Genomic DNA, 23,689 nt, shown 5'->3' on the forward strand with positions numbered 1-23,689 from the left:
AGGAAACGGCAGTATGAAGATCGACTGGGCAGCACTCGGCTCCGTCTTCGGGGTCAGCCTCTCCGCCACCGTCGCCCTCGTGGCCCTGTTCACCCTGGGCCTGATGGGGCTCTCCAGGCACGAGGCCGCCACCGAGCAGGGCGGGGCCGCCACCCTGGCCCGCAGCGGCGCCTACGCCTGCTTCGCGCTCTGCGCCGCGGCCGTCACCTACGCGATCTACCTGATCGTCAGCTGAGGGTCCCCCGAAGCTCCTCGAAGGCTCCCCCCGGACTTCTCCCGGGGGGAGCCTTCGCATGTCCCCGCCTCCCCTTCACCCTCCGTCCCACCGCAGGTCAACAGCGAGTTGACGGGCGTTCGCGGGGCGTGGTGGACTGCCCGAGCCATCACGGCGGCATGGAGAGGAAGTCCGGTGCGAATCCGGCGCGGTCCCGCCACTGTCACCGGGGGCCCCACGCGGCGCGTGCGGGACCCCGGGAGCCAGGAACTCTCGCCGCCGGACACGTCGAACCAGGGCGCGGACCCTGAGTGAGGACATACCTGCCACCATGCGTGCCGACCGCGTCTTCGCGTACGGCGTCACGGCGGGCCTGATCGGCGACCGGATCCTCGGGGATCCGCGCCGTGGGCACCCCGTGGCCGCCTTCGGACGAACCGCCGCCGCCGTCGAGGGCGCCCTGTGGCGCGACGACCGCGCCCGCGGCGCCCTGCACACCCTCGTCTGCGCCGGGGGCGCGGCCGCCGTCGGCGCGCTGGGCGCCCGCGCCGTGCGCTCCCGGCCCGCGGCCGCCCGTATCGCCCTGACCGCCGCGGCCACCTGGGCCGTGGTCGGCGGCACCTCCCTCGGCCGCGAGGCCCGCGCCATCGGCGGGGCACTCGCCGTCGGGGACGCCGAGGTCGCCCGGGAACGGCTCCCCCACCTGTGCGGGCGGGACCCGCACGCGCTGGACGAGCAGCAGATGGCCCGCGCCGTCGTGGAGTCCGTCGCCGAGAACACCTCCGACGCGGTCGTCGGGGCCCTGGTGTGGGGCGCCGTCGCCGGGATCCCCGGGCTGCTGGCCTTCCGCGCCGTCAACACCCTCGACGCGATGGTGGGGCACAGGTCGCCCCGGTACCTGCGCTACGGCTGGGCCTCCGCCCGGCTCGACGACCTGGCCGGCTGGCCCGGGGCCCGGCTGACCGCCCTCGCCGCCGTGGCGGCCGGACCGGACCGGCGCGGAGCCGTACGGGCCTGGCGCGCCGACGCCGCAGCCCATCCGAGTCCCAACGCCGGCCCGGTGGAGGCCACCTTCGCCGGCGCCCTCGGCGTCCGCCTCGGCGGGACCCTGTCCTACGGCGGCCGGGTCGAACACCGGGCGGTGCTCAACGGAGCCGCCGGGCGGCCGGTGGAGGTCGCCGACATCGACCGTGCGGTACGGCTGTCGCGGCGGGTCACCTGGCTGGCGCTGGGGGCCTGCGTGGCGGGCCGGACCCTGGCCTCCCGCGCACTGCGGAGCGCCCGTACCACCTCGACAGGGAAGGGACGCGCATGAGCGGCGCGCGGCGCGGCGGCGGACTGCTGGTCGCCGGTACGACCTCGGACGCGGGCAAGAGCGTGGTCACGGCGGGCATCTGCCGCTGGCTCGCCCGGCAGGGCGTGAAGGTGGCCCCGTTCAAGGCCCAGAACATGTCCCTCAACTCCTTCGTGACCCGGGAGGGCGCCGAGATCGGCCGCGCCCAGGCCATGCAGGCGCAGGCCGCGCGGGTGGAGCCGACGGCCCTGATGAACCCCGTCCTGCTCAAGCCCGGCAGCGACCGCAGCAGCCAGGTGGTGCTGCTGGGCAAGCCGGTGGGCGAGATGAGCGCGCGCGGCTACCACGGAGGACGCCAGGAACAGCTGCTCGGCATCGTCACGGACTGCCTGGAGCAGCTGCGGGGCACGTATGACGCCGTGATCTGCGAGGGGGCGGGCAGTCCGGCCGAGATCAACCTGCGCCGGACCGACATCGTGAACATGGGCATCGCGCGGGCCGCGCGCTTCCCGGTGGTCGTGGTCGGCGACATCGACCGGGGCGGGGTCTTCGCCTCCTTCTTCGGGACGACGGCGCTGCTCTCCCCAGAGGACCAGTCGCTGATCGCGGGCTACATGGTCAACAAGTTCCGGGGCGACGTCACCCTCCTGGAGCCCGGCATGGAGATGCTGCGCGGGCTGACGGGACGGGCGACGTACGGGGTGCTGCCGTTCCGGCACGGGCTGGGCATCGACGAGGAGGACGGTCTGCGCGTCTCCCTGCGGGGCGCGGTGCGCGAATCGGTCGTGGCCCCGCCGGTCGGCGAGGACGTGCTGCGGGTCGCGGTGTGCGCGGTGCCGCTGATGTCGAACTTCACCGACGTGGACGCGCTCGCGGCCGAGCCGGGCGTGGTGGTGCGGTTCGTGGACCGGGCCGAGGAACTGGCCGACGCGGACCTGGTCGTCGTCCCGGGTACGCGCGGCACCGTGAAGGCACTGGAGTGGCTGCGCGAGCGCGGGCTCGCGGACGCCCTCGCCCGGCGGGCCGCCGGGGGCCGCCCGGTGCTGGGCATCTGCGGCGGCTTCCAGCTGCTCGGCGAGCACATCGAGGACGAGGTCGAGTCGAAGGCCGGAGCGGTGGCGGGCCTCGGGCTGCTTCCGGTCCGGGTCCGCTTCGAACGGGAGAAGACCCTGGCCCGGCCGGTGGGCACGGCGCTCGGCGAGCCGGTGGAGGGCTACGAGATCCACCACGGCGTGGCCGAGGTCCTCGGCGGCACCCCCTTCCTCGACGGCTGCCGGGCCGGCGCCGTCTGGGGCACCCACTGGCACGGCTCCCTGGAGTCCGACGGCTTCCGCCGGGCGTTCCTGCGGGAGGTGGCCGCGGCCGCGGGGCGCCGGTTCGTCCCGGCCCCGGACACCTCCTTCGGCGCGCTGCGCGAGGAGCAGCTCGACCTGCTGGGCGACCTGATCGCCGAGCACGCCGACACCGATGCGCTGCTGCGGCTGATCGAGGGGGGCGCCCCCGCGGGCCTCCCGTTCCTCCCCCCGGGCGCCCCGTGAGGGCGCGTGCCCCGCGGGCGGCATGCGGGGGGAGCACCAGGAACACGCACCGCAACAGCACGCACCGCCCGGGACCATCCCCGCGCGGGCGGGGAGCACTCGGCAACCCCTGCACGATCGGAGCACGTCGGCCCGTGCGTCGGCACGAGCCACTCGAAGGAGCGACCGTCTCATGAGCAGTCCCCATTTCCCCTTCTCGGCCGTGGTCGGGCAGGACGACCTGCGACTGGCCCTCCTCCTCAACGCCGTGAGCCCGGCGGTCGGCGGCGTGCTCGTGCGCGGCGAGAAGGGGACCGCCAAGTCCACCGCCGTCCGCGCGCTGTCCGCGCTGCTGCCGCCGGTGGACGTCGTTCCCGGCTGCCGCTTCTCGTGCGCGCCCGCCGCTCCGGACCCGGGCTGCCGGGACGGGCCGCACGAGGCGGGCACGGGCACGGCCCGTCCCGCCCGCATGGTGGAGCTGCCCGTCGGCGCCTCCGAGGACCGCCTCGTCGGCGCCCTCGACATCGAGCGGGCGCTGGCCGAGGGAGTGAAGGCCTTCGAGCCCGGGCTCCTGGCCGACGCGCACCGCGGGATCCTGTACGTCGACGAAGTGAACCTGCTCCACGACCACTTGGTGGACGTCCTCCTCGACGCCGCGGCGATGGGCGCCTCCTACGTGGAGCGCGAGGGCGTCTCCGTGCGCCACGCGGCCCGCTTCCTCCTCGTCGGCACGATGAACCCCGAGGAGGGGGAACTGCGACCGCAGTTGCTGGACCGGTTCGGGCTGACCGTCGAGGTGGCGGCCTCCCGCGAGCCCGCCCAGCGCGTCGAGGTGGTCCGCCGCCGGCTGGCCTACGAGGACGATCCCGCGGGCTTCTCGACCCGCTGGTCCGCGGACGAGCAGGAGGTGCGCGCCCGGGTCGTGGCCGCCCGGGCCCTGCTCCCGCAGGTGGTACTGGGTGACACCTCGCTGCTCCAGATCGCCGCCACCTGCGCCGGCTTCGAGGTCGACGGCATGCGGGCCGACATCGTGATGGCCCGGACCGCGACCGCGCTCGCCGCCTGGGCCGGGCGGACCGGGGTGCGGAAGGAAGACGTACGGCAGGCCGCGCTGCTGGCGCTCCCCCACCGCAGGCGCCGCAATCCGTTCGACGCGCCGGGTCTGGACGAGGAGATGCTGGACCGGATCCTGGACGGGTTCCCGGACGAGGAGCCCGAGCCGGAGCCCGAACCCGACCCGGAGCCCCAGGGCCCGGACGACGGCGGCGACGGCGACGGCGGCCCGGACGGGGACGGCGGCGGGGTCCCCCCGCAGCACGACGGGCCCCCCGCCCAGGACTCCCCCGAGGCCGCCCCGGACGCCCCCGACACCGCCCGCGAGGATGCCCCGCAGCCCTCCCCGCAGGGCTCCGGCGCCGCCGAGCAGGCCCCCGTGGGGGCCGCCGAGCCGTTCCGCACCAAGGCGCTCAGCGTGCCCGGTCTCGGCGAGGGAGCGGCGGGGCGGCGTTCCCGCGCCCGCACCGCCCACGGCCGCACCACCGGCTCCCAGCGCCCCCGCGGCCACCTGACGAAGCTGCACCTGGCGGCCACCGTCCACGCCGCCGCACCGCACCAGAAGGCACGCGGGCGCGACGGGCGCGGGCTGGTCATCCGCAAGGACGACCTGCGCCAGGCCACCCGCGAGGGCCGCGAGGGCAACCTCGTGCTGTTCGTGGTCGACGCCTCCGGGTCGATGGCCGCCCGGCAGCGGATGAGCGCCGTCAAGGGCGCCGTCATGTCGCTGCTCCTCGACGCCTACCAGCGCCGCGACAAGGTCGGCCTGATCACCTTCCGCGGGTCCGGGGCCGAGCTGGCGCTGCCGCCCACCTCGTCGGTGGACGCCGCGGCCGTCCGTCTGGAACGGCTGCCGACCGGCGGACGCACCCCGCTCGCCGCCGGGCTGCTCAAGGCCCACGAGGTGCTGCGCGTCGAGCGGCTGCGGGACCCGTCGCGGCGCCCGCTGCTCGTGGTCGTGACCGACGGGCGGGCCACCTCGGCCGGTGTCCCGGGCGGCCGGGCGGGCGACACGCCGCGTGAGCTGTCGGGCCGCAGCGCCCGGCTGCTGGCCGCCGAGGGGATCGCCTCGGTCGTCGTGGACTGCGAGTCCGGGCCGGTCCGGCTGGGACTGGCCGGGGTGCTCGCCGCCGATCTGGGGGCGCCGGCCGTGACCCTCGACGGGCTGCGGGCCGACTCGCTGGCCGGGCTCGTGAAGAACGTACGTACCGCGGTGACATCGACCGCATCACCCCACAGCGCCTCCAGGAGGGCCGCGTAATGCCGCAGGGACAGCCGTCCGTCGTTCCCGACGACGGACTCACGACGCGTCAGCGCCGCAACCGTCCGCTCGTCTTCGTCCACACCGGCCCGGGCAAGGGCAAGTCGACGGCCGCCTTCGGGCTGGCGCTGCGCGCCTGGAACCAGGGCTGGTCGATCGGGGTGTTCCAGTTCGTCAAGTCGGCGAAGTGGAAGGTCGGCGAGGAGAACGCGCTGAAGGTGCTGGGCGCTTCCGGCGAGGGCGGCCCGGTCGTCTGGCACAAGATGGGCGAGGGCTGGTCCTGGGTCCAGCGCGACGCGCAGCTCGACAACGAGCAGGCGGCGAAGGAGGGCTGGGAGCAGGTCAAGCGCGACCTGGCCGCCGAGACGCACCGCCTGTACGTGCTCGACGAGTTCGCGTACCCGATGCACTGGGGCTGGATCGACGTGAACGAGGTCATCGAGGTGCTGCGGAACCGTCCCGGCACCCAGCACGTGGTCATCACGGGCCGCAACGCCCCGCAGGAGCTGGTGGAGTTCGCGGACCTGGTCACGGAGATGACCAAGGTCAAGCACCCGATGGACGCGGGCCAGAAGGGCCAGAAGGGCATCGAGTGGTGACGTCCGTGAACGTCCCCCGGCTGGTGATCGCCGCGCCGTCCTCCGGCAGCGGCAAGACCACCGTGGCGACGGGCCTGATGGCGGCCTTCGCGGAGCGCGGCCTCGCCGTGTCCCCGCACAAGGCCGGGCCCGACTACATCGACCCCGGCTACCACGCGCTCGCCACGGGCCGGCCCGGCCGGAACCTGGACGCCTTCATGTGCGGTCCGGAACTGGTGGGCCCGCTGTTCGCGCACGGCTCCGCCGGGTGCGACCTCGCCGTGGTCGAGGGCGTGATGGGGCTCTACGACGGGGCCGCGGGCCGGGGCGAGCTGGCCTCCACGGCGCAGGTCGCGAAGCTGCTGCGGGCGCCGGTGGTGCTCGTGGTGGACGCCTCCTCGCAGTCGCGGTCGGTGGCGGCGCTGGTGCACGGCTTCGCCTCCTTCGACCCGCGGGTGCGGCTCGGCGGGGTGATCCTGAACAAGGTGGGCTCCGACCGGCACGAGGTCATGTTGCGCGAGGCGCTGGAGGAGGCCGGGATGCCGGTCCTCGGCGTGCTGCGGCGGGCTCCGCAGGTGGCGACCCCGTCGCGGCACCTGGGGCTGGTCCCGGTGGCGGAGCGGCGGGCCGACGCGGTGGCCGCCGTGGCGGCCCTGGCCGAGCAGGTGCGGGCGGGCTGCGACCTGGAGGCCCTGCTGGCGCTGGCCCGTACGGCGCCCCCGCTGGACTGCGCGGTGTGGTCTCCCCGGGAGGCGCTGGCCGGGGTGGCGGAGGGGTCCGGGTCGGCGGCGCCGTCCGGATCGCCCGCCGGGTTGGCCGCGTCCCCCGCACCGGTCGGGCCGGCGGGGCCGCGACCGGTGGTGGCCGTCGCCGGAGGGCCCGCCTTCACGTTCTCCTACGCCGAGCACGCGGAGCTGCTCACGGCCGCCGGGGCGGAGGTGGTCGCCTTCGACCCGCTGCGGGACGAGGCGCTGCCGGACGGGACGTCCGGCCTGGTGATCGGGGGCGGGTTCCCCGAGGTGTACGCGCCCGAGCTGTCCGCGAACGAGCCGCTGCGGGCGGCCGTGGCCGCCTTCGCGGCGGCCGGCGGGCCGGTGGCGGCCGAGTGCGCCGGGCTGCTCTACCTGGCCGGTTCGCTGGACGGGAAGCCGATGTGCGGGGTGCTCGACGCCGACGCGCGGATGTCGGAGCGGCTCACGCTCGGGTACCGGGAGGCGGTGGCGGTGGCGGACAGCTCGCTCGCCGCCAACGGGACCCGGCTGCGCGGCCACGAGTTCCACCGGACGGTGATCGAGCCGGGCGCCGGCACCACGCCGGCCTGGGGGTTCACGCATCCGGAGCGCCGGGTCGAGGGCTTCGTGCGGGGCGGGGTGCACGCCAGCTACCTGCACACCCACTGGGCGGCGCGGCCCTCCGTGGCCGCCCGCTTCACGGCGGCGGCGCGGGCCGCCGCGGAGTCCGGGGCCGTCGGGGGCGCCCGGGACGGCGGGTGATCCCCGGGTGAGGTCAGTCCGCGACGCCGACCACGAGCCAGATCCCGGCCACTCCGCCCAGCGTGCACATCAGGGTGGAGAGGGCGGGGTGTTCGTGGTGCGCCTCGGGCAGGATCTCGGCCGCGGCGAGGTACAGCAGGACACCCGCGAAGAAACCGAGGTAGGCCCCGAGGGGTTCCTCCGGAAGGGTGAACAGCAGAGTGGACGCGGCGCCCACGACCGGTGCCACCGCGTCCGCGAAGAGCATCTTCAGGGCCTTGCCGCGGTCGTTCCCGTAGAGGGTGGTGAGGGTGTACGTGTTGAAGCCGTCGGCGAAGTCGTGCGTGAGGACGGCCAGTGCCACGGCGAGGCCCATCCCCCCGCCGACCTGGAAGGCGGCGCCCAGCGCCACCCCGTCGGCGAGGCTGTGGCCGACCATGGCGGCGGCGGCCGTGAGCCCGACCTGGGGGACCCGGCCGCCGTTCTCGGCGCCGTGCGACGCCTGGCGGACCGCCAGTACCCGCTCCACCACGTGGGCGACGAGGAAGCCGCCCACGAAGAGCAGCAGGGCGAGCGGGACGCCGAAGAGCTCGTCGCCGGCGGCGCGCATCGCCTCGGGGAGCAGGTCGAGGCCCACCACGCCGAGCATCAGCCCGCCGGCCAGGCCCAGCACGAGGTGGCGGCGGTCGGTGACGCGTTGCGCCGTCCATCCGCCCGCCAGCGTCATCAGGAACGCGCCCAACGCCACGATCACGGCCATGTGCCCCTGAATACCGACTGGCGGCCCGGCGCGCACTTCCGCGCGCGGGTGGCGGGCGACACCGTGTTGACGACAGACAGACGCAAGTGACTACGGAGGGGAGGACCCCGGTGGGCGAGTACGCGACCAAGCTGGTGGTCGGGGTCGGCGGACGGGCGGGGGTCTCCGTGGCGGAGGTGTGCGCGCTCGTCGAGGAGACGCTGCGGGGCGCCGGGCTGTCCACGGGGGCGGTGACGGCGCTGGCCACGGTGGAGTCCAAGGCCCTGGAGGCGGGGATCGCCGGGGCGGCGGAACGTTTCGGTGTGCCGTTGGTCGGCTATCCCGCCGAGGAGCTCGCGCGGATCTCCGTACCGCATCCCTCCGGGGCCGTGCGCGAGGCCACCGGGACCGCGTCGGTGGCGGAGGCGGCGGCCCTGGCGGGCGGCGGGGAACTCCTGGTGCCCAAGCGCCGGTCGGTGGCGGCGACCTGCGCGGTGGCCACCGCGCAGGAGCACGACCTGCGCCACCACGGGGACGCGGAGGTGGTGGACGCGGGCGGCGCGCTGGTGGACCTGGCGGTCAACGTACGGGCGGACACGCCTCCGCAGTGGCTGAGGCGCCGGATCGCGGACAGCCTCGGCTCGCTGGCCGCGTACCCGGACGGCCGGGCCGCGCGGGTGGCGGTGGCGGCCCGGCACGGGCTGCCGGTGGAGCGGGTGCTGCTGACGGCGGGAGCGGCGGAGGCGTTCGTCCTGATCGCGCGGGCCCTGGGTGCCGTACGGCCGGTGGTGGTGCACCCGCAGTTCACCGAGCCGGAGGCGGCCCTGCGGGACGCCGGGCACCGGGTGGAACGGGTGGTGCTGCGCGCGGCGGACGGGTTCCGGCTGGACCCGGCGGCGGTGCCGGAGGACGCCGACCTGGTGGTCGTCGGGAACCCCACCAACCCCACCTCCGTGCTGCACCCGGCGGCGGCGCTGGCGGCGCTGGCCCGGCCGGGACGGACCCTGGTGGTGGACGAGGCCTTCATGGACGCCGTCCCGGGCGAACGGGAGGCCCTGGCGGGGCGGATGGACGTACCGGGGCTGGTGGTGCTCCGGAGCCTCACCAAGACGTGGGGGCTGGCCGGGCTGCGGATCGGCTACGTGCTGGCGGAGCCGGAGGTGATCGCGAAGCTGGCGGCCGCGCAGCCGCTGTGGCCGGTGTCGACGCCTGCGCTGGTGGCGGCCGAGGCCTGTGTGGCTCCGGAGGCGCTGGCCGAGGCGGAGGAGGCGGCCCGGCGGATCGCGGTGGACCGGGCGCACCTGCTGGCCGGGCTCGCGGAGTTCGAGGAGATCTCGGTGGCCGGGGTCGCGGAGGGGCCGTTCGTGCTGATCCGGGTGGCGGGGGCGGCGGAGGTCCGCACCCGGCTGCGCGCCCTCGGCTTCGCGGTCCGCCGCGGCGACACCTTCCCGGGCCTGGACCCCTCCTGGCTGCGCCTGGCGGTCCGGGACCGCGCGACGACGGGCCGGCTCCTCCAGGCCCTGGACCACGCCCTGACGCTGGCCGCCCGGTAACACCGGGGGCGGCGGCGCGGCCGGCCGGGCCCGGGGAGCGCGCCACCCCGCGGGCGGCGCGGCCCCGAACGCTACGAGGCCCTGCCGCGCCGGGTCACGACGAGCGCGCCCGCGCCGATGCCGAGGAGGAGCAGCGCGCCGCCCGCGACGTACGGGGTCACGGAAGCGGCTCCGGTCTCGGCGAGGTCGGCGTGGGTGACGGCCGTGCCCGATCCGGTGGCGGCCTGCGCCTTGATGTCGGGCTTCGCCGACGGGCCCGTCGAGGGGGCGGGGCCCTCGGGGGCGGCGCAGTGCGCCTCGGCGAGCACGACCTCGCCGTCGACCTCGGCCACGTTCAGGTTCAGCGGGTTCACGGACACCTTCAGCCGGAGCGCGGACGCGGCGGCGGTGGTGGAGGTGGTCTGCGTTCCGGACAGTTCCAGGCTGACGAGACCCACCCCCGGGACCTCGACCTTGGTGGGACCGCCCGCCGTCAGGGTGATCTTCTTGCCGAGCGCGGTGACGGAACCGAGGACGTTCGAGCTGGCGACCGGCTTCTTGCCCGCCTCGCAGACGGCCTTGGAGGTGACCTTCTCCACCTCGATGAGGGAGAGCGCCGGCAGTCCGGGGACGTGCACCTTGGCGTGGGCGAGGTTCGCCTCCGCCTGGGCGCGGCTCTGGTCGGCGGTGGCCTTGGCGGTGGCGACCTCCGCCTTCAGGACGCTCACCGGCTGCCCCTGTTCGGCTCCGTCGAGGGTGACGGTCAGGGCGGTCTTCTCGGCGGTGGCGGGGGCGCTGACCTCGTTGAGGGTGGCCTTCAGCGGTACGTGCACGGACTTGTTGAGCAGGCCGACGTCCAGTCCGGCCCGCAGGACGACGGCGCCGGAGCTGCCCGCACCCGCACCGCCGCCGGAGCCGCCCGTGGCGAGGGCGGGCGGTGCGCAGAGCAGGGCCACCGCCCCCGTGGCGAGCAGAACGGCCGCGGGCAGGCGGAAGGTGTTGCTGTTCAAGATGGTGGAACCCCCAGGGAGATGGGCGCCGTCGCGGCGCCGCCAATGGGGGACATTGCGCGCGCCGACGGCTTCGACGCTCGAAATCTTTACGCACTGTGAGTGAACGGGCAGGCACCTGACGTGAGTTCACCCCAACGGGTGGTTTCCATGCACGCATTCGATTTGTGGCGCCCCATTCGGCACGCGCGTTCCCTCCCGCCCCACCGCCACGGCTGCCGGACTGCGGATCGGGCGTACTGAACGACCGAGGGGGCGCGGACGTCACGCCCCGTCAACAAGCGTCCGCCAGGGTCCGGGCGTACGGGCCAGGCGCGGACCCCGGCTGGACTCCGGCTGGACTCCGGCTAGGCGCGGACCTCGCCGTTCACGATCACCCGCTCCGGCCGGGCCAGGGCCCGCACGTCGGCCCGCGGGTCGGACGCGTACACCACGAGGTCGGCCGGCGCCCCTTCGGTCAGGCCCGGCCGCCCGAGCCACTCGCGGGCCGCCCAGGCCGTCGCCGAGAGGGCGTCCAAGGCCGGGATCCCGGCCTTGACGAGCTCCGCGACCTCGGCGGCGACCAGCCCGTGCGGCAGGGAACCCCCCGCGTCGGTGCCGACGTACACCGGCACGCCCGCGTCCCAGGCCGCCCGCACCGTGTCGTAGCGCCGCTCGTGCAGCCTGCGCATGTGCGCCGACCAGCGGGGGAACTTCGTCTCGCCGCCCGCCGCCAGCTTCGGGAACGTCGCGATGTTCACCAGGGTCGGCACGATCGCCACGCCGCGCTCCGCGAACAGCGGGATGGTGTCCTCGGTGAGGCCCGTGGCGTGCTCCACGCAGTCGATGCCCGCCTCGACGAGGTCGCGCAGCGAGTCCTCGGCGAAGCAGTGCGCCGTGACCCGGGCGCCGAGCCGGTGCGCCTCGGCGATGGCGGCCTCCACCTCGGCGCGCGGCCAGCAGGCCGTCAGGTCACCGGCGTCGCGGTCGATCCAGTCGCCGACGAGCTTCACCCAGCCGTCGCCGCGCCGCGCCTCGCGGCCGACGTACGCGACCAGGTCGGCGGGCTCGATCTCGTGGGCGTAGTTGCGGATGTAGCGGCGGGTCCGGGCGATGTGCCGGCCCGCGCGGATGATCTTCGGAAGATCGGCGCGGTCGTCGATCCAGCGCGTGTCGGAGGGGGAACCGGCGTCGCGGATCAGGAGGGTGCCCGCGTCCCGGTCGGTCAGGGCCTGTTCCTCGGCGGTCTCCGCGTCGACCGGACCGTGGGCGTCCAGGCCGACGTGGCAGTGCGCGTCGACCAGACCGGGCAGGACCCAGCCGGTGACGGTGGTGATCTCGCGGGCGGCGCGCGGCCGCTCCCAGGAGATCCGGCCGCCGACGATCCACAGCTCGTCGCGCACCTCGTGGGGCCCGACCAGGACCCGTCCCTTCACATGGAGCACACCGCTCTGATCACTCATGTCGGCACCCTACGCGCGTGCTGGGTACGCTCACCCGGTAACCCCGGACGAAGAGAGCACCGCCGTGACCCACCCCCTCCTGGACCTTCCGCCGCTGACCCCCGAACGCTTCGCGACGATCGAGCGGGCAGTGGCCGCACTCCTCGGCACCCGGCAGGACGTGGTGATCACCCAGGGCGAGGCGCTGCTGCCGCTGGAGGGCTGCATCCGCTCGGGCGCGCGGCCCGGTTCGACGGCGCTGAACATCGTCACCGGGCCCTACGGGACCACCTTCGGCAACTGGCTGCGCGACGCCGGAGCCCACGTGGTGGACCTGGCGGTGCCCTTCGACACGGCGGTCACCGGCGAGCAGGTGGCGCGCGCCCTGGCCGCGCACCCGGAGATCGACTTCGTCTCGCTGGTGCACGCCGAGGCGGCCACCGGCAACACCAACCCGGTGGCGGAGATCGGTGAGGCGGTACGGGCCCACGGGGCGCTGTTCATGCTGGACGCGGTGGCCTCGGTGGGCGCCGAGCCGCTGCTGCCGGACGCGTGGGGCGTGGACCTGTGCGTCATCGGCGCCCAGAAGGCGATGGGCGGCCCGGCGGGGGTCTCGGCGGTGTCGGTGTCGGACCGCGCGTGGGACCGGTTCGCGCAGAACCCGGCGGCGCCGCGCCGCTCGTACCTCTCCCTCCTCGACTGGAAGGAGCGCTGGATCGACGGGGGGCGCAAGGCCCTGCTGCACGCGCCCGCGCAGCTGGAGATGCTGGCGCTGGAGGCCTGCCTGGACCGGATCTCGGCCGAGGGCCCGGCCGGGGTGCCGGCCCGCCACCAGGCCGCCGCCCGCGCCACCCGGGCGGGCGCGGCGGCACTCGGCATCGCCCCGTGGGTCGCCGACCCGGCACAGGCGGCGCCGGTGGCGACGACGCTGCGGGTCGCGGAGGCCTCGCTGGTGGTGGCGAAGGCCCTGTCGGCGGACCCGTCGGCCCCGCTCGCGGCGGGCGGCGGGGCCCTGGCCCAGGAGATGGTCCGGGTCAACCACTACGGCCCCGCGGCCTCGCCCGAAGCGGTCGCGGCCGCGCTGAAGGCCCTGGCCTCGGCGCTGTCCGCGGACCCGGCCCCGGCGCTGGCGGCGGCGACGGCGGCCTGGCGGTAGGGACCCGGGGCCTCGGAGACGAGGCCTCGGAGACGGGGTCGGGGCGGCGGGGTCGGGGCGGCGGGGTCGGGGCGGCTGGGTCGGGGCGGCGGGGTCAGCCGGCCAGTACGTCCAGCAGCCGGTCGACGTCCGCCTCCGTGTTGTACAGGTGGAACGAGGCCCGCAGCGCTCCGGCCCGGGCCGCGGTGGACACTCCGGCTTCGAGGAGCCGCGCCTGGTGGCCGGCGAGGCCCGGGACGGAGACGATCGGGGCCTCGCCCGGCACGGGTTCGTAACCGAGGCGGGCGAGTCCGGCCCGGTAACGGGCGGCCAGTGCGGTGTCGTGCGCGTGCACGGCCTCGATGCCGACGCGCTCCAGCAGCGCGAGCGAGGGCTCGGCGGCGTGGTAGGCGAGGAAGGCGGGGGACTCGTCGAACCGGCGCGCGTCCCGGGCCAGTCGGCGCATCGGGCCGTACGTGGCGTCCCACATCGACTCGGCGGCCACCCAACCCGCGTGCAGCGGGACCAGGCCGGGCTGGGCCTCCTCGGAGACCGTGAGGTACGAGGCTCCTCGGCCGCCCAGCAGCCACTTGTACCCGGCGGTGACCGTGTACGCGTAGGGCGAGGCGTCGAAGGGCAGCCAGCCCGCGGCATGGGTCGCGTCGACGAGCATCCGTGCGCCGTGCGCGGCGGTCGCCGCGCGGATCGCGGCGAGGTCGGCGGTGCGCCCGTCGGCGGACTGGACGACGCTCAGCGCGACCAGCTCGGTGTCCGCGTCCACGGCTTCGGCGAGGGACTCCAACGGGGCGAAGCGGACCTTGAGGTCGCGGCGCACCACGAAGGGGTTCATGACGGAGGCGAAGTCGCCCTCGGGGACCAGGACTTCGGCGCCGGCCGGCAGGGAGGCCGAGACCACCCCGACGTGTGCGGCGACGGAGGAGCCGACGGCCACCCGTCCGGCGTCGACCCCGACCAGGCGGGCGAAGGCCGCCCGGACCCGGTCCACGCGCTCGAAGTCGCCGAATCCGGCGGGCAGTCCGGCCCCGGCGGCCTCGGCGAGCGCGCGCACCTCGGCCACGGCCGCGCGCGGGAGGATCCCGCTGGTGGCCGTGTTGAGGTAGGTGGTGGAGTGCGCGAACTCGGCGCGGCACAGGTCGGCGAGGGGAAGATCGGTGGCGTCCATGGCGCAACTCTGCGCCAGAAACACCTCAAAGTCTATTGCCTTTTTATGCAGGCGATCCCAAAGGATGCCTTATGTAGAGGGGGGCGGGGTGCCGTACGCCGACGCCGACGCCCCCCGCCCCCTCCCGCCGGGTCAGGCCTGGGGGACGGCGCAGGCCCCGTCCGGCTCGCAGGCCTCGGCTGCGGCGTCCGCCCCGAGCGGCTCGCGTCCGGCCCAGGCCTGCTCCAGCGCCTGGGTGAACACCTCGGCCGGCTGGCCTCCGGAGATGCCGTAGCGGCGGTCGAACACGAAGAACGGCACGGCGTTGGCACCGAGTTCGGCCGCTTCGCGCTCGTCGGCCCGGACCCCGTCGGCGTAGGCGGACTCGTCGGCGAGGACCTCCCGGGCCTCCGCCTCGTCCAGCCCCGCCTCGACGGCGAGCTCGACCAGCACCTCGGGGTCGAAGACCGACCGCTCCTCGGCGAAGTTGGCCCGGTAGGCGAGGTCGAGCAGCTCCTCCTGGCGGCCGCGGGCGGCGGCCAGGTGCAGCAGGCGGTGGACGTCGAAGGTGTTGCCGTGGTCGCGGCCCTCGGTCCGGTACGTCAGCCCTTCGGCGCGGGCGCTCGACGCGACGTGCTCCTCCATGCCGCGCGCCTCGTCCAGGGTGCGGCCGTACTTGCGGGCCAGCATCTCCAGCACGGGGGCGGTGACGCCCTTGACGCTGCCCGGGTCGAGCTCGAAGGACCGGAAGACGACCTCCACCTCGTCGCGGTGCGCGAACGCGGCCAGGCCCTTGGTGAAACGGGCCTTGCCGATGTAGCACCAGGGGCAGGCGATGTCGCTCCAGATCTCGACGCGCATGATCCTTCTTCTCTCCGGGTTCTGATGGGGATGAAACGGTTTGCAGTTCAACCATTCATCGGACCGTCTCATTCCCCGGACGCGCGGGGTACCCGGAGCCAGAGGGTGCGGTGGGTGCCGGAGGGGGTGTCCGCCGGGTCGGGGCGCCAGCCGTGGGAGGCGTAGAAGGCCTGGGCGCGCAGGTTGTGCCCGTAGACCTCCAGGCGGACCCGCTCGATCCCGGCCCGGCGCCAGGCGTCGAGGCAGGCGGCGTGCAGGGCGGCCCCAATGCCCCGGCGCCAGTGGGCCGGGTCGACGTGGAGCTGGGTGAGGGTGGTCTCGCCGCCGACCGTGAGGTAGGCGGCCACGCCGGTGACCTCTCCGTCCCGTTCGGCGCAGAACACCCGGCCCTGCGACTGGGCCCGGCCCACCGCGCGGGCCCAGCCCTCGCGGGACCGGGCCAGTTCCGCCGCGCCGCTGTACGCCTCCTCCGGGACGCGGCCCCGGTAGTAGGTGGCGCGCGCCCGGGTGTGCAGGGCGGCGATGGCGGCGACGTCGGTCGGGAGCGCGGTCCTGATCATGGGAGGGAGAACGCGCCGGTAACCCCGTTAGGTTCCCGGCGCGTCGTCCTCTCCCGTGCGACCGCTACTTCTTCAGCCAGGCCGCCATCATCTTCTGGGCGATCGGCGCGGCCAGCCTGCCGCCGCCGATCTCGGAGCGGTCGGTGTCCGAGTTCTCGATCATCACGGCCACGGCGATCTGCTTGCCGCCCGACTTGCCGTACGAGGTGAACCAGGCGAGCGGCGGGATGTTGTTGTCCACGCCGCGCTGGGCGGTACCCGTTTTGCCGCCCACCTCGGCGCCCGCGACCTGGGCGGGCTTGCCACCGCCTTCGGTGGCCACCGTGCGCATGGCGTCCTGGAGCATCGAGGCGGTCTTCGCGCTCATGACCTCCTGCGACTTCGGGTTCTTGAAGCTCTCCAGGACGTTTCCGTCGGCGTCGGTGACCTCGGAGACCATGTGCGGCGCGACGAGCTTGCCGCCGTTCTCGATGGCGGCGGTCACCATGGCGATCTGGAGCGGGGTGGCCTGCACGTCGAACTGGCCGATACCCGTCTGCGCGACCTGGTCGATGGAGATCTTCTTCGTCGGGTACTTGCTCGCCGGGTTGGTGCGGACCGGGGTGTCGATCTGGACGTTGAACCCGAGCTTCTCGGCCGTCGCCCGCATCTTGTCCTGGCCCAGCCGGGAGGCCAGCTCGGCGAAGACGTTGTTGCAGGACAGCTTGAGGGCGGTGCGCGCCGAGACGTTGTTGCAGGCCGCGTCGCCCGCCTCGCTGGGCAGGTTGGTGCGGGTGCCCGGGATCGTGTACGGGGCCGCGATGCCGGTCGGCGCGTCGATGCTGGTGACCAGCCCGTTCTCGATCGCCGCCGCGAGGGTGACCAGCTTGAAGGTGGAACCGGGGGCCTGCGGCTTGCGCAGCGCCACGTTCTCCATGGCCTTGCCCTGGTCGGCGGACAGTTCCTTCCAGGCGTCCGCGTCATTGGCCCCCGTGATCCGGCCCGGGTCGTACGAGGGGTTGTTCACGACGGCGAGGATCTCTCCCGTCACCGGGTCCATGGCCACGGCCGCACCCTGCTTGCCCTGGAGGGCGTCGTAGGTGGCCTTCTGGACGTCCCTGTCGATGGTCGTCAGGACGTTGCCCGGATCGGCCCGCTTGTTCGTGAGCGTGTCCATGACCGTCTTGAGCCGGGTGTCGGAGCCGTTGAGGATGTTCTTGTAGACGCCCTCCAGCATGGTGGTGCCGTAGGCCTGGGAGCTGTAGCCGGTGATCGGCGCGTAGAGCGGGCCGTCGACGTACGTCCTCTTGTACCCGAAGTCCTTGCCGCCCGTCTTCGTGGAGCCGGTGATGGCCTGCCCGCCCACGATGATGTTCCCCAACGGGTTCTCGTACTGCCCGATGAGGTTGCGCCGGTTGTTCTTGTCGTCTGCGAGGGCCTGGCCTTGGTATGCCTGCACCCAGGTGACCCGCACCAAAAGGGCCAGCACCAGAAGCAGACAGAAGACCGACGCACGCCTGATCGTCTTGTTCATCCCCCTGAAGGACGCGCGGACGGTCCCGTGCGTTCCGCTCTGCCCCGATTGTGGCGGGGTTCTCAGCCTTTCCTCATGATGAAGCCTCCCTCGTAGGCGGCGATGACCGCCTGGGTGCGGTCGCGGGAGCCGGTCTTGGCCAGGACGCCGGCCACGTGCGTCTTGACGGTCTGCGGGCCCACCCCCAGGTGCTCGCTGATCTCGTGGTTCGACAGGCCGGAGGCCATCAGGCGCAGGACGTCGGCCTCGCGCTCCGTGAGCCGGGAGGCCCAGACCGGGGCCGCGGCGGCGGCCGCGGCCGTGTGCGCCGCCGCCAGCGCGCGGACGGCGGCCGGGAAGAGCAGCGAGTCACCCCGGGCGACGAGGCGGACCGCGCCGATCAGCTCGTCCGCGTCGGCCCGCTTGAGCAGGAACCCGGAGGCGCCCGCACGCAGCGCGTCGTAGACGTAGGCGTCGTTCTCGAAGGTGGTGACGACCACGATCCGGGGCGGTTCGGCCATGGTCGCGAGGATCTGCTCGGTGGCCCGGATGCCGTCGATCTCCGGCATCCGGACGTCCATCAGCACCACGTCGGGCGCCAGCGAGCGGACCAGCCCGACGGCCTCGGCTCCGGAGGCGGCCTCCCCGACCACCTCCAGATCGGGTTCGGCGTCGAGGATGACGCGCAGGGCGGTACGGACCATCCGCTCGTCATCGGCGATCAGCACGCGCAGCGGCGGGCGGCTCATCGCCCGGCCCCCCGGCTCCGGCGGCGGCCCGCGGCCCGCCCCACGGCCACGTTCCCGTCGGGTGACTCCCCGGCAGCCCCCCGGACGAGCCTCTCGGCGAAACCGCCGGGGGAGCCGCCCGGCGGCCCGTCGGGGACGCTGCCGAGCGGAAGGGACGCCCTCAGCCGCCAGCCGCCGTCGTGCGGACCGGTCTCGACGTGGCCGCCGAGCAGCGCGGCCCGCTCGGCGGCGCCCCGCAGCCCGCGGCCGCCGGTGGTGCGCCGTTCCTCCCCCGCACGCGGGGCCGGGGACTGCGCCGTCGGGTTGGTCATGCTGATCTCCAGTTCACGGTGACGGTCGGACGTGTGGACCCGGATCCGCAGGGCGACCGGTCCCGCCCCGTGGCGCAGGGCGTTACTGAGGCCCTCCTGGACGATCCGGTACGCCTCGCGCGAGGCGATCGCCGGGAGCTGCGCCCAGTCCCCGGCCGGCCCGGGGTGCTGCTCGGCGGTGATGGTGGTGCCGCCCGCCCGGCTGCGGGCCAGCAGCCCGTCGAGGTCGGCTGCCAGGGTCGGGGCGGGCGCCGCGTCGGCCCGCGCCGGGTCGCCGTCGCGCAGCAGGCCGAGCACGGCGTCCAGCTCGCCCACGGTGCGCCGGGTCGTGTCCTCGATCGCGGCGAGCGCCTCCCGGACGAATCCGGGGTCGCTGTCGAGCACCCGCCGGGCCGCGCCCGCCTGGAGGGTGACGGCGCTCAGGGCGTGTCCCACCGCGTCGTGCAGTTCCCGGGCCAGCCGGTTGCGCACGGCGAGGTCGGCCGCCCGTTCCTCGGCGGCGGCCAGCCGGTCCGCCGCGGTCGGGCCCAGCAGCACGGGCGCGAGCCGGGCCAGCAGCGCACCCGCCCCGGCGGCGCAGAGGACGACCCCGGCCAGCAGCCCCACCCCGAGCACGGGGGCCACGAACGCCCCGGCCGTCGTACTGAGCCGGCCCATCCCGAGGTGGGAACCGCGCAGGGTGTCCGAGAGCGGCAGCACGATCAGCACGACCGCCATGGGCGGCGCCGCGAGACTCACCCCGCTGACCACCGCGCCGACCCCCAGGTGCAGCGTCCACCAGGCGGAGGCCCGCCACCGGGCGGCCCAGGACCGGGCCTGCCCCTCGGCCAGGGTGTCGCCCGGCACCGCGCACATGGCCCGCGCCGCGGCCACCGACAGCGGCCGCACCAGCCCGACCAGCCCGGTGACGGCGGCCAGCGGAAGGGCGGCGGCGTAGGCGATCAGGGTCAGGCCGAGGGAGTTCCACGCATTGACCCCGCCGGCTGCCATGCCCACCCCGACCTGGGTGAGCAGGAGGTAGGGCATCAGCAGCGCCCCGCCGAGTATCTGGTGCACCCACCGCAGCCGGGCCCGCGCTCCCAGCGCCCACCCCGCCCACTCCCGCACCCGCGCCCGCCGCGTCCGCCCGCGCACCACCCCCGGACGCCCCGGTCCCGGCCCCGCCCCGTCGAACCCGCTCATCACTCCCCCGATCGCCTCGCGCCCGCCCCGCACGGCCCCACTCCGCACCGTCCCCCGGCACTCCGTTCCCGGCCTCCGGCGCGGGCCCCGGGTTCCGTCCCCGACCTGGGGCGTCCGCGCCGCCCTCAGGCGGTCCGGCGGGACCTCAGGAACCGTATGAGGACGCCGGCCGAGAGCAGCCCGGTGATCATCTGGCCAGCGTAGGTCAGGGTGACCGCCAGAGTGGCCCCGTCGCCCGAGTCGAGCTGCGGCCCCACGGCCGAGAGCAGCATCCACGTCCCCCAGCTGAACGTCGCGCCCGCGCCGATCCAGGCGAGGGCCAGCCGCAGGTCCGCCCGGCCCGTCCCGCCGCGGGCCAGCAGCAGCGCCCCCGCGGCGGCCGCGAACGCGCAGACCGCGTGGGCCGCGGCCACCACTCCCGTCTCCGCCGAGTACACCGCGGCCTGGTGCGCGGAGAGCCCGGCGCTTCCCCCGAAGGCCCAGTACAGGTGCGCCGCGCCCACGGCTCCGGCGCACACCGCCGCGGCTCCCGCCACCACCCCCGTGGGAGACGGGAGCCGCCGGCCGGCCGCGCCCTGCCAGAGGCCGCCCCAGCGCTTGCGCGCGTAGGGGACGAACAATCCGGCCAGGGCGACCGCCTGGATGATGAAGCCGCTGTAGACGACCGCGAACACCCAGGGTTCCAGGAAGGGCTTCGAAACGGCCCGGACCTGCTCGTCCGCGCCCATGCCCAGGGCCTTGACGAGGAGTTGGGAGGGATAGCCGAGGACGATCGGGGTGAGCAGCCCGGTGGCGACGAAGACCGGCAGGGTCAGCAGCCAGGACGGGACCCGCATGCCCCAGGGCTGGGTGAGCACCAGCACGAGCAGGATCACGCAGGCGTCCATCGCCAGCGTCACGGAGTTGGCCGCCGTGAAGAACAGCCCGGGCTTCAGCAGGATGCTGCCCTCCGGTATGCCGAGATGGCTCCCGGACAGCCAGGCCGCCTTGAGGGTGAGGTACGGCAGGGTGGCGGCCAGGGCCGCGCCTGCCAGGATCCGCCGTCCGGCCCCCGGGTGGGGAGCCGTCGGCCGCGTCGGAGTCGTTGCCCGCGCCGCTCGTGTGGTCATGTCCCAACGGTCCCGTGCGCGGCGCCCCGCCACCTCCCCCACGAAGGTGATCCGTCTCCCCCACCCGGGGGAGGAACCCACACCTCCGCAGCGCACCACCGCACGCCGCACGCCCCCTACCGCACGCCACCACCCGGGCGACCGTCCACCCCGGGGCCCGCTCACATCCGCCGCGTCACCACCGACAGCCGGTCCCGCGCCTCGAACAGCGCGGCCTTGATCAGCTGTTCGTGCCCCGGCGTCAGCCGCGCCACCGGCACCGAGCAGCTCACCGCGTCCCGCGCCGGCGTCCGGTACGGCACGGCCACCCCGAAGCAGCGCAGCCCGAGGGTGTTCTCCTCGCGGTCCACCGCGTACCCCTGCTCCCGCACCAGCGCCAGCTCCTCGACCAGTCGCTCCCGGTCGGTGATGGTGTGCTGCGTGACCGCCTCCAGCCTCCGGGGCAGCAGCCTGCGCACCTCCTCGTCGGTGTGCGTGGCCAGCAGCGCCTTGCCGAGCGCGGTCGAGTGCACCGGCAGCCGCCGCCCGACCCGGGTGAAGGGCCGCAGGTAGTGCTGGGACTGCCGGGTCGCGAGGTACACCACGCTCGTCCCGTCCATCCGGGCCAGGTGGATGGTCTCGGTGGTGTCGTCCGAGAGCCGGTCCAGGGTGGGGCGGGCCGCCGCCACCACCTCGTCCCCGTCGATGTACGAGCTGCCGACGAGCAGGGCCCGTACGCCGATGCCGTACCGGGTGCCGGTGGCGTCCGTCTCCACCCAGCCCAGGTTCACCAGGGTGCGCAGCAGCATGTAGAGGCTGGACTTGGGCAGGGAGAGGTCGTTCTGGATGTCGGCGAGACTGTGCAGTCCCGGCCGGGCCGCGAAGTGCTCCAGCAGCAGCACCGTGCGCACCGCCGACTTCACCGGCGCCGCCCCGGCCGCCTCCCCCGTCTCAACCGTCCCGCTGGTCTCACTCGTCTCGGCTGTCCTGCCAATCTCACCCGTCTCGGCTGTCGCCATGCGCCTGCTTCCCCTCTGGTCGGCTCTGATCGCCTCTTGTCACGCGATGGACGCGGAAATAGAGTCCGCAGCAGAAGTGATCATTCATCCACCGGAACAGCGTTCAGAATACTGAACGATCCAGGAGGCAGCGGGCGATGGCAGCGACACCAGTCTGGAGTGTGGACCCCCGCACCGGGAAGCAGCGCGAAGAGGTCACCACCGAAGCGACGCCCCGGGACGTGGACCTGGCCGTCCGCGCGGCCCACTCCGCCCGCGCCGCCCTGGCCGACCGCACCGCCCGCGCCGCCTTCCTGCGCACCGCCGCCGACCTGCTCGACGAGGCCGGCCCCCTGGTCGTCGAGACCGCCGACGCCGAGACCGCGCTCGGCCCGGCCCGCCTCACCGGCGAACTCGCCCGCACCACCGGCCAGCTGCGGGCCTTCGCGGACGCCGTCGAGGAGGGCTCCCACCTCGACGTCCGCATCGACCGCGCCGACGCCACGCTCACCCCGCCGCGCCCCGAACTGCGCCGGTACAAGGTGCCGCTGGGCGTGGTCGCCGTCTACGCCGCCTCCAACTTCCCGCTCGCCTTCTCCGTCCCCGGCGGGGACACCGCCAGCGCCCTCGCCGCCGGCTGCCCCGTGGTCGTCAAGGCCCACCCCGACCACCCGGCCACCTCCGAGCTGTGCGCCGCGCTGCTGCGCCGGGCCGCGGGCGCGAGCGGGCTGCCGCCCGAGGTGGTCCACGTCGTGCACGGCTTCGACGCCGGGCTGGAGCTGGTCCGCCACCCCCTCGTCACCGCCGCCGGGTTCACCGGCTCCCTGCGGGGCGGCCGGGCCCTGTTCGACGCGGCCGCGGCCCGGCCGGTCCCCATCCCCTTCCACGGCGAACTCGGCTCCCTCAACCCCGTCGTGATCACCCCGGCGGCCGCCGCCGAGGGCGCCGAGGAGATCGGTGGCGGCCTCGCGGGCGCGGTCACCCTCGGGGTGGGCCAGTTCTGCGTCAAGCCGGGCCTGGTCCTGGTCCCCGAGGGCCCCGACGGCGACCGGCTCGCCGGCACGCTCGCGAAGTCCCTCGGGGAGACCGGACCGGGGGTGCTGCTGGACCACCGGATGCGGGAGAACTTCCTCGCCGGCGTCCGCGAGCGGGCCGCGCTGCCCGGCGTCACGGCCCCCGTCCTCCCGGGCCCCGGCGGGGAGCACTCCGTGGGCGCGGGCTACCTGAGCGTCCGGGCCGCGACCCTCCTGGAGGGCGGCCCCCACGAGGTGCTCCTGGAGGAGTGCTTCGGCCCGGTGACGGTCGTCGTCCGCTACGCCGACCCGCGCGAGGCGACCGAGGTGCTGGCCCGGCTCGGCGGCAACCTGAGCGYCACCCTCCACCTGTCCGCCGCCGAGACCGAGGGCGCCCCGGGCCCGGCCGGCTCCCCGTCGGCCGCCGAACTGATCGGGCAGGTCACGGAGCTGGCCGGGCGGATCGTGGTGAACGGCTGGCCGACCGGGGTCGCGGTGGCCCCGGCCCAGCACCACGGCGGCCCCTACCCGGCGGCCACCTCCCACTCCACCTCCGTCGGCGCCACGGCGATCGAGCGCTGGCTGCGCCCGGTGGCCTACCAGTCCGTCCCGGACGCGCTGCTCCCGCCGGAGCTGCGCGAGGCCAATCCCCTGGGAGTACCCCGCCGGGTGACCGGAGGGGAGCGCTGAGCCCACGGCCGCGGGCGCGTCCCGGGCCTGGCCGGGGCCGCCAAATCCGTTGCCTGCCCCGCCGTCGGCGGGGCAGGCTGCGCGCATGCCGAAGCCGCACGGGTTCACGTACGAGGTACGCCACGACCGCACCGTCGTCATCACGCACCAGGGCCGCGCCGCGGGCACCCTGCGCGGTGGCCGGGCCGACAGGTTCCTGGCAGAGGTGGAGTCCGGTGACTCCCAGCTGGTGATGGCCCGCTGGACGGGCTCGTACAAGTTCGGCAACGAGCGCACGGCCCGCGACCACCCCCGCAACCGGCGCTGACCCCTCCTCCGGGAATCTCCCGCGAGGGTAAGGGAACGGCAAAGCGGCTC

At 75.1% G+C, this 23,689-nt stretch carries 21 protein-coding genes and 1 riboswitch; of the genes, 10 read left to right on the forward strand and 11 right to left on the reverse strand.

The genetic code is table 11. The features are described from left to right. Nucleotides 1-13: 13 nt before the first annotated feature. The 6 genes from AB4039_RS18135 to AB4039_RS18160 all read left to right on the forward strand — a co-directional run bounded on the left by AB4039_RS18135 (nucleotide 14) and on the right by AB4039_RS18160 (nucleotide 7,410). The gene (locus AB4039_RS18135; protein ID WP_266838362.1) at nucleotides 14-235 is read left to right on the forward strand and encodes a hypothetical protein; all 222 of its coding nucleotides are present in this window, start codon (nucleotides 14-16) and stop codon (nucleotides 233-235) included. A gap of 164 nt (nucleotides 236-399) precedes the next feature. Then, nucleotides 400-486, forward strand: a riboswitch (cobalamin riboswitch). 59 nt (nucleotides 487-545) lie between these two features. Further along, nucleotides 546-1,529 carry a cobalamin biosynthesis protein gene (locus AB4039_RS18140; protein WP_442271195.1) on the forward strand — a complete coding sequence of 328 codons (984 nt, stop codon included), beginning with the start codon at nucleotides 546-548 and terminating at the stop codon, nucleotides 1,527-1,529. Further along, nucleotides 1,526-3,046: a cobyric acid synthase gene (locus tag AB4039_RS18145; RefSeq protein ID WP_266838364.1), complete on the forward strand. Its 1,521-nt coding sequence runs from the start codon at nucleotides 1,526-1,528 to the stop codon at nucleotides 3,044-3,046. Before AB4039_RS18140 ends, AB4039_RS18145 begins: the two co-directional genes overlap by 4 nt. Nucleotides 3,047-3,218: 172 nt before the next feature. After that, a complete protein-coding gene (locus tag AB4039_RS18150) occupies nucleotides 3,219-5,339 on the forward strand; it encodes a putative cobaltochelatase (RefSeq protein ID WP_442271196.1) in 2,121 nt (706 codons plus the stop codon). Next, nucleotides 5,339-5,938 carry a cob(I)yrinic acid a,c-diamide adenosyltransferase gene (gene cobO / locus AB4039_RS18155; protein ID WP_266838366.1) on the forward strand — a complete coding sequence of 200 codons (600 nt, stop codon included), beginning with the start codon at nucleotides 5,339-5,341 and terminating at the stop codon, nucleotides 5,936-5,938. Before AB4039_RS18150 ends, cobO begins: the two co-directional genes overlap by 1 nt. A 5-nt stretch (nucleotides 5,939-5,943) precedes the next feature. After that, nucleotides 5,944-7,410: a cobyrinate a,c-diamide synthase gene (locus tag AB4039_RS18160; RefSeq protein WP_442271197.1), complete on the forward strand. Its 1,467-nt coding sequence runs from the start codon at nucleotides 5,944-5,946 to the stop codon at nucleotides 7,408-7,410. Between the two features lie 13 nt (nucleotides 7,411-7,423). On the opposite strand, the gene AB4039_RS18165 is transcribed toward AB4039_RS18160, so the two are convergent. Beyond that, entirely contained in the window at nucleotides 7,424-8,149 is a 726-nt protein-coding gene (locus tag AB4039_RS18165) for a ZIP family metal transporter (RefSeq protein ID WP_266838368.1), read from the reverse strand. Between the two features lie 110 nt (nucleotides 8,150-8,259). Between AB4039_RS18165 and cobC the strand changes: the two genes are divergently transcribed. Continuing rightward, nucleotides 8,260-9,681, forward strand: coding sequence for an Rv2231c family pyridoxal phosphate-dependent protein CobC (cobC, locus tag AB4039_RS18170; RefSeq protein ID WP_266838369.1), 1,422 nt, complete (start codon nucleotides 8,260-8,262; stop codon nucleotides 9,679-9,681). 71 nt (nucleotides 9,682-9,752) lie between these two features. Here cobC and AB4039_RS18175 read toward each other — a convergent pair whose 3' ends face one another. Further along, the gene (locus tag AB4039_RS18175; RefSeq protein ID WP_266838370.1) at nucleotides 9,753-10,670 is read right to left on the reverse strand and encodes an SCO1860 family LAETG-anchored protein; all 918 of its coding nucleotides are present in this window, start codon (nucleotides 10,668-10,670) and stop codon (nucleotides 9,753-9,755) included. Between the two features lie 347 nt (nucleotides 10,671-11,017). Beyond that, entirely contained in the window at nucleotides 11,018-12,112 is a 1,095-nt protein-coding gene (locus tag AB4039_RS18180) for an amidohydrolase family protein (protein ID WP_266838371.1), read from the reverse strand. Between the two features lie 64 nt (nucleotides 12,113-12,176). Between AB4039_RS18180 and AB4039_RS18185 the strand changes: the two genes are divergently transcribed. Then, the gene (locus tag AB4039_RS18185; RefSeq protein ID WP_266838372.1) at nucleotides 12,177-13,247 is read left to right on the forward strand and encodes an aminotransferase class V-fold PLP-dependent enzyme; all 1,071 of its coding nucleotides are present in this window, start codon (nucleotides 12,177-12,179) and stop codon (nucleotides 13,245-13,247) included. A 94-nt stretch (nucleotides 13,248-13,341) separates the two neighbouring features. Here AB4039_RS18185 and AB4039_RS18190 read toward each other — a convergent pair whose 3' ends face one another. The 8 genes from AB4039_RS18190 to AB4039_RS18225 all read right to left on the reverse strand — a co-directional run bounded on the left by AB4039_RS18190 (nucleotide 13,342) and on the right by AB4039_RS18225 (nucleotide 21,650). Next, nucleotides 13,342-14,409, reverse strand: a complete 1,068-nt coding sequence (locus AB4039_RS18190; protein WP_442271198.1) for an aminotransferase class V-fold PLP-dependent enzyme — start codon at nucleotides 14,407-14,409, stop codon at nucleotides 13,342-13,344. 132 nt (nucleotides 14,410-14,541) lie between these two features. Continuing rightward, complete coding sequence (locus AB4039_RS18195; protein WP_442271199.1) at nucleotides 14,542-15,249, reverse strand: DsbA family oxidoreductase; 708 nt, start codon at nucleotides 15,247-15,249, stop codon at nucleotides 14,542-14,544. A gap of 68 nt (nucleotides 15,250-15,317) precedes the next feature. Then, the gene (locus AB4039_RS18200; RefSeq protein WP_442271200.1) at nucleotides 15,318-15,809 is read right to left on the reverse strand and encodes a GNAT family N-acetyltransferase; all 492 of its coding nucleotides are present in this window, start codon (nucleotides 15,807-15,809) and stop codon (nucleotides 15,318-15,320) included. Between the two features lie 64 nt (nucleotides 15,810-15,873). Then, complete coding sequence (locus AB4039_RS18205; protein WP_266838376.1) at nucleotides 15,874-17,322, reverse strand: peptidoglycan D,D-transpeptidase FtsI family protein; 1,449 nt, start codon at nucleotides 17,320-17,322, stop codon at nucleotides 15,874-15,876. A 62-nt stretch (nucleotides 17,323-17,384) separates the two neighbouring features. Then, nucleotides 17,385-18,050, reverse strand: coding sequence for a response regulator (locus AB4039_RS18210; RefSeq protein WP_266838377.1), 666 nt, complete (start codon nucleotides 18,048-18,050; stop codon nucleotides 17,385-17,387). Continuing rightward, nucleotides 18,047-19,468: a sensor histidine kinase gene (locus tag AB4039_RS18215; protein ID WP_442271208.1), complete on the reverse strand. Its 1,422-nt coding sequence runs from the start codon at nucleotides 19,466-19,468 to the stop codon at nucleotides 18,047-18,049. Before AB4039_RS18215 ends, AB4039_RS18210 begins: the two co-directional genes overlap by 4 nt. 200 nt (nucleotides 19,469-19,668) lie before the next feature. Further along, entirely contained in the window at nucleotides 19,669-20,652 is a 984-nt protein-coding gene (locus AB4039_RS18220) for a hypothetical protein (protein WP_442271201.1), read from the reverse strand. A 161-nt stretch (nucleotides 20,653-20,813) separates the two neighbouring features. Continuing rightward, complete coding sequence (locus AB4039_RS18225) at nucleotides 20,814-21,650, reverse strand: IclR family transcriptional regulator (RefSeq protein ID WP_442271202.1); 837 nt, start codon at nucleotides 21,648-21,650, stop codon at nucleotides 20,814-20,816. A gap of 137 nt (nucleotides 21,651-21,787) precedes the next feature. Here AB4039_RS18225 and AB4039_RS18230 point away from each other — a divergent pair, with 137 nt between their 5' ends. Together AB4039_RS18230 and AB4039_RS18235 are read left to right on the forward strand one after the other, a co-directional pair. After that, on the forward strand, nucleotides 21,788-23,332 hold the full coding sequence (locus AB4039_RS18230) for an aldehyde dehydrogenase (NADP(+)) (protein WP_442271203.1): 1,545 nt from the start codon (nucleotides 21,788-21,790) through the stop codon (nucleotides 23,330-23,332). Nucleotides 23,333-23,417: 85 nt separating this feature from the next. After that, nucleotides 23,418-23,639, forward strand: a complete 222-nt coding sequence (locus tag AB4039_RS18235; RefSeq protein ID WP_266838382.1) for a hypothetical protein — start codon at nucleotides 23,418-23,420, stop codon at nucleotides 23,637-23,639. Nucleotides 23,640-23,689: the final 50 nt, after the last annotated feature.

The organism is Streptomyces sp. M-16 (genome assembly GCF_052114405.1).
In the GTDB taxonomy this organism is placed as follows: Bacteria; Actinomycetota; Actinomycetes; order Streptomycetales; family Streptomycetaceae; genus Streptomyces.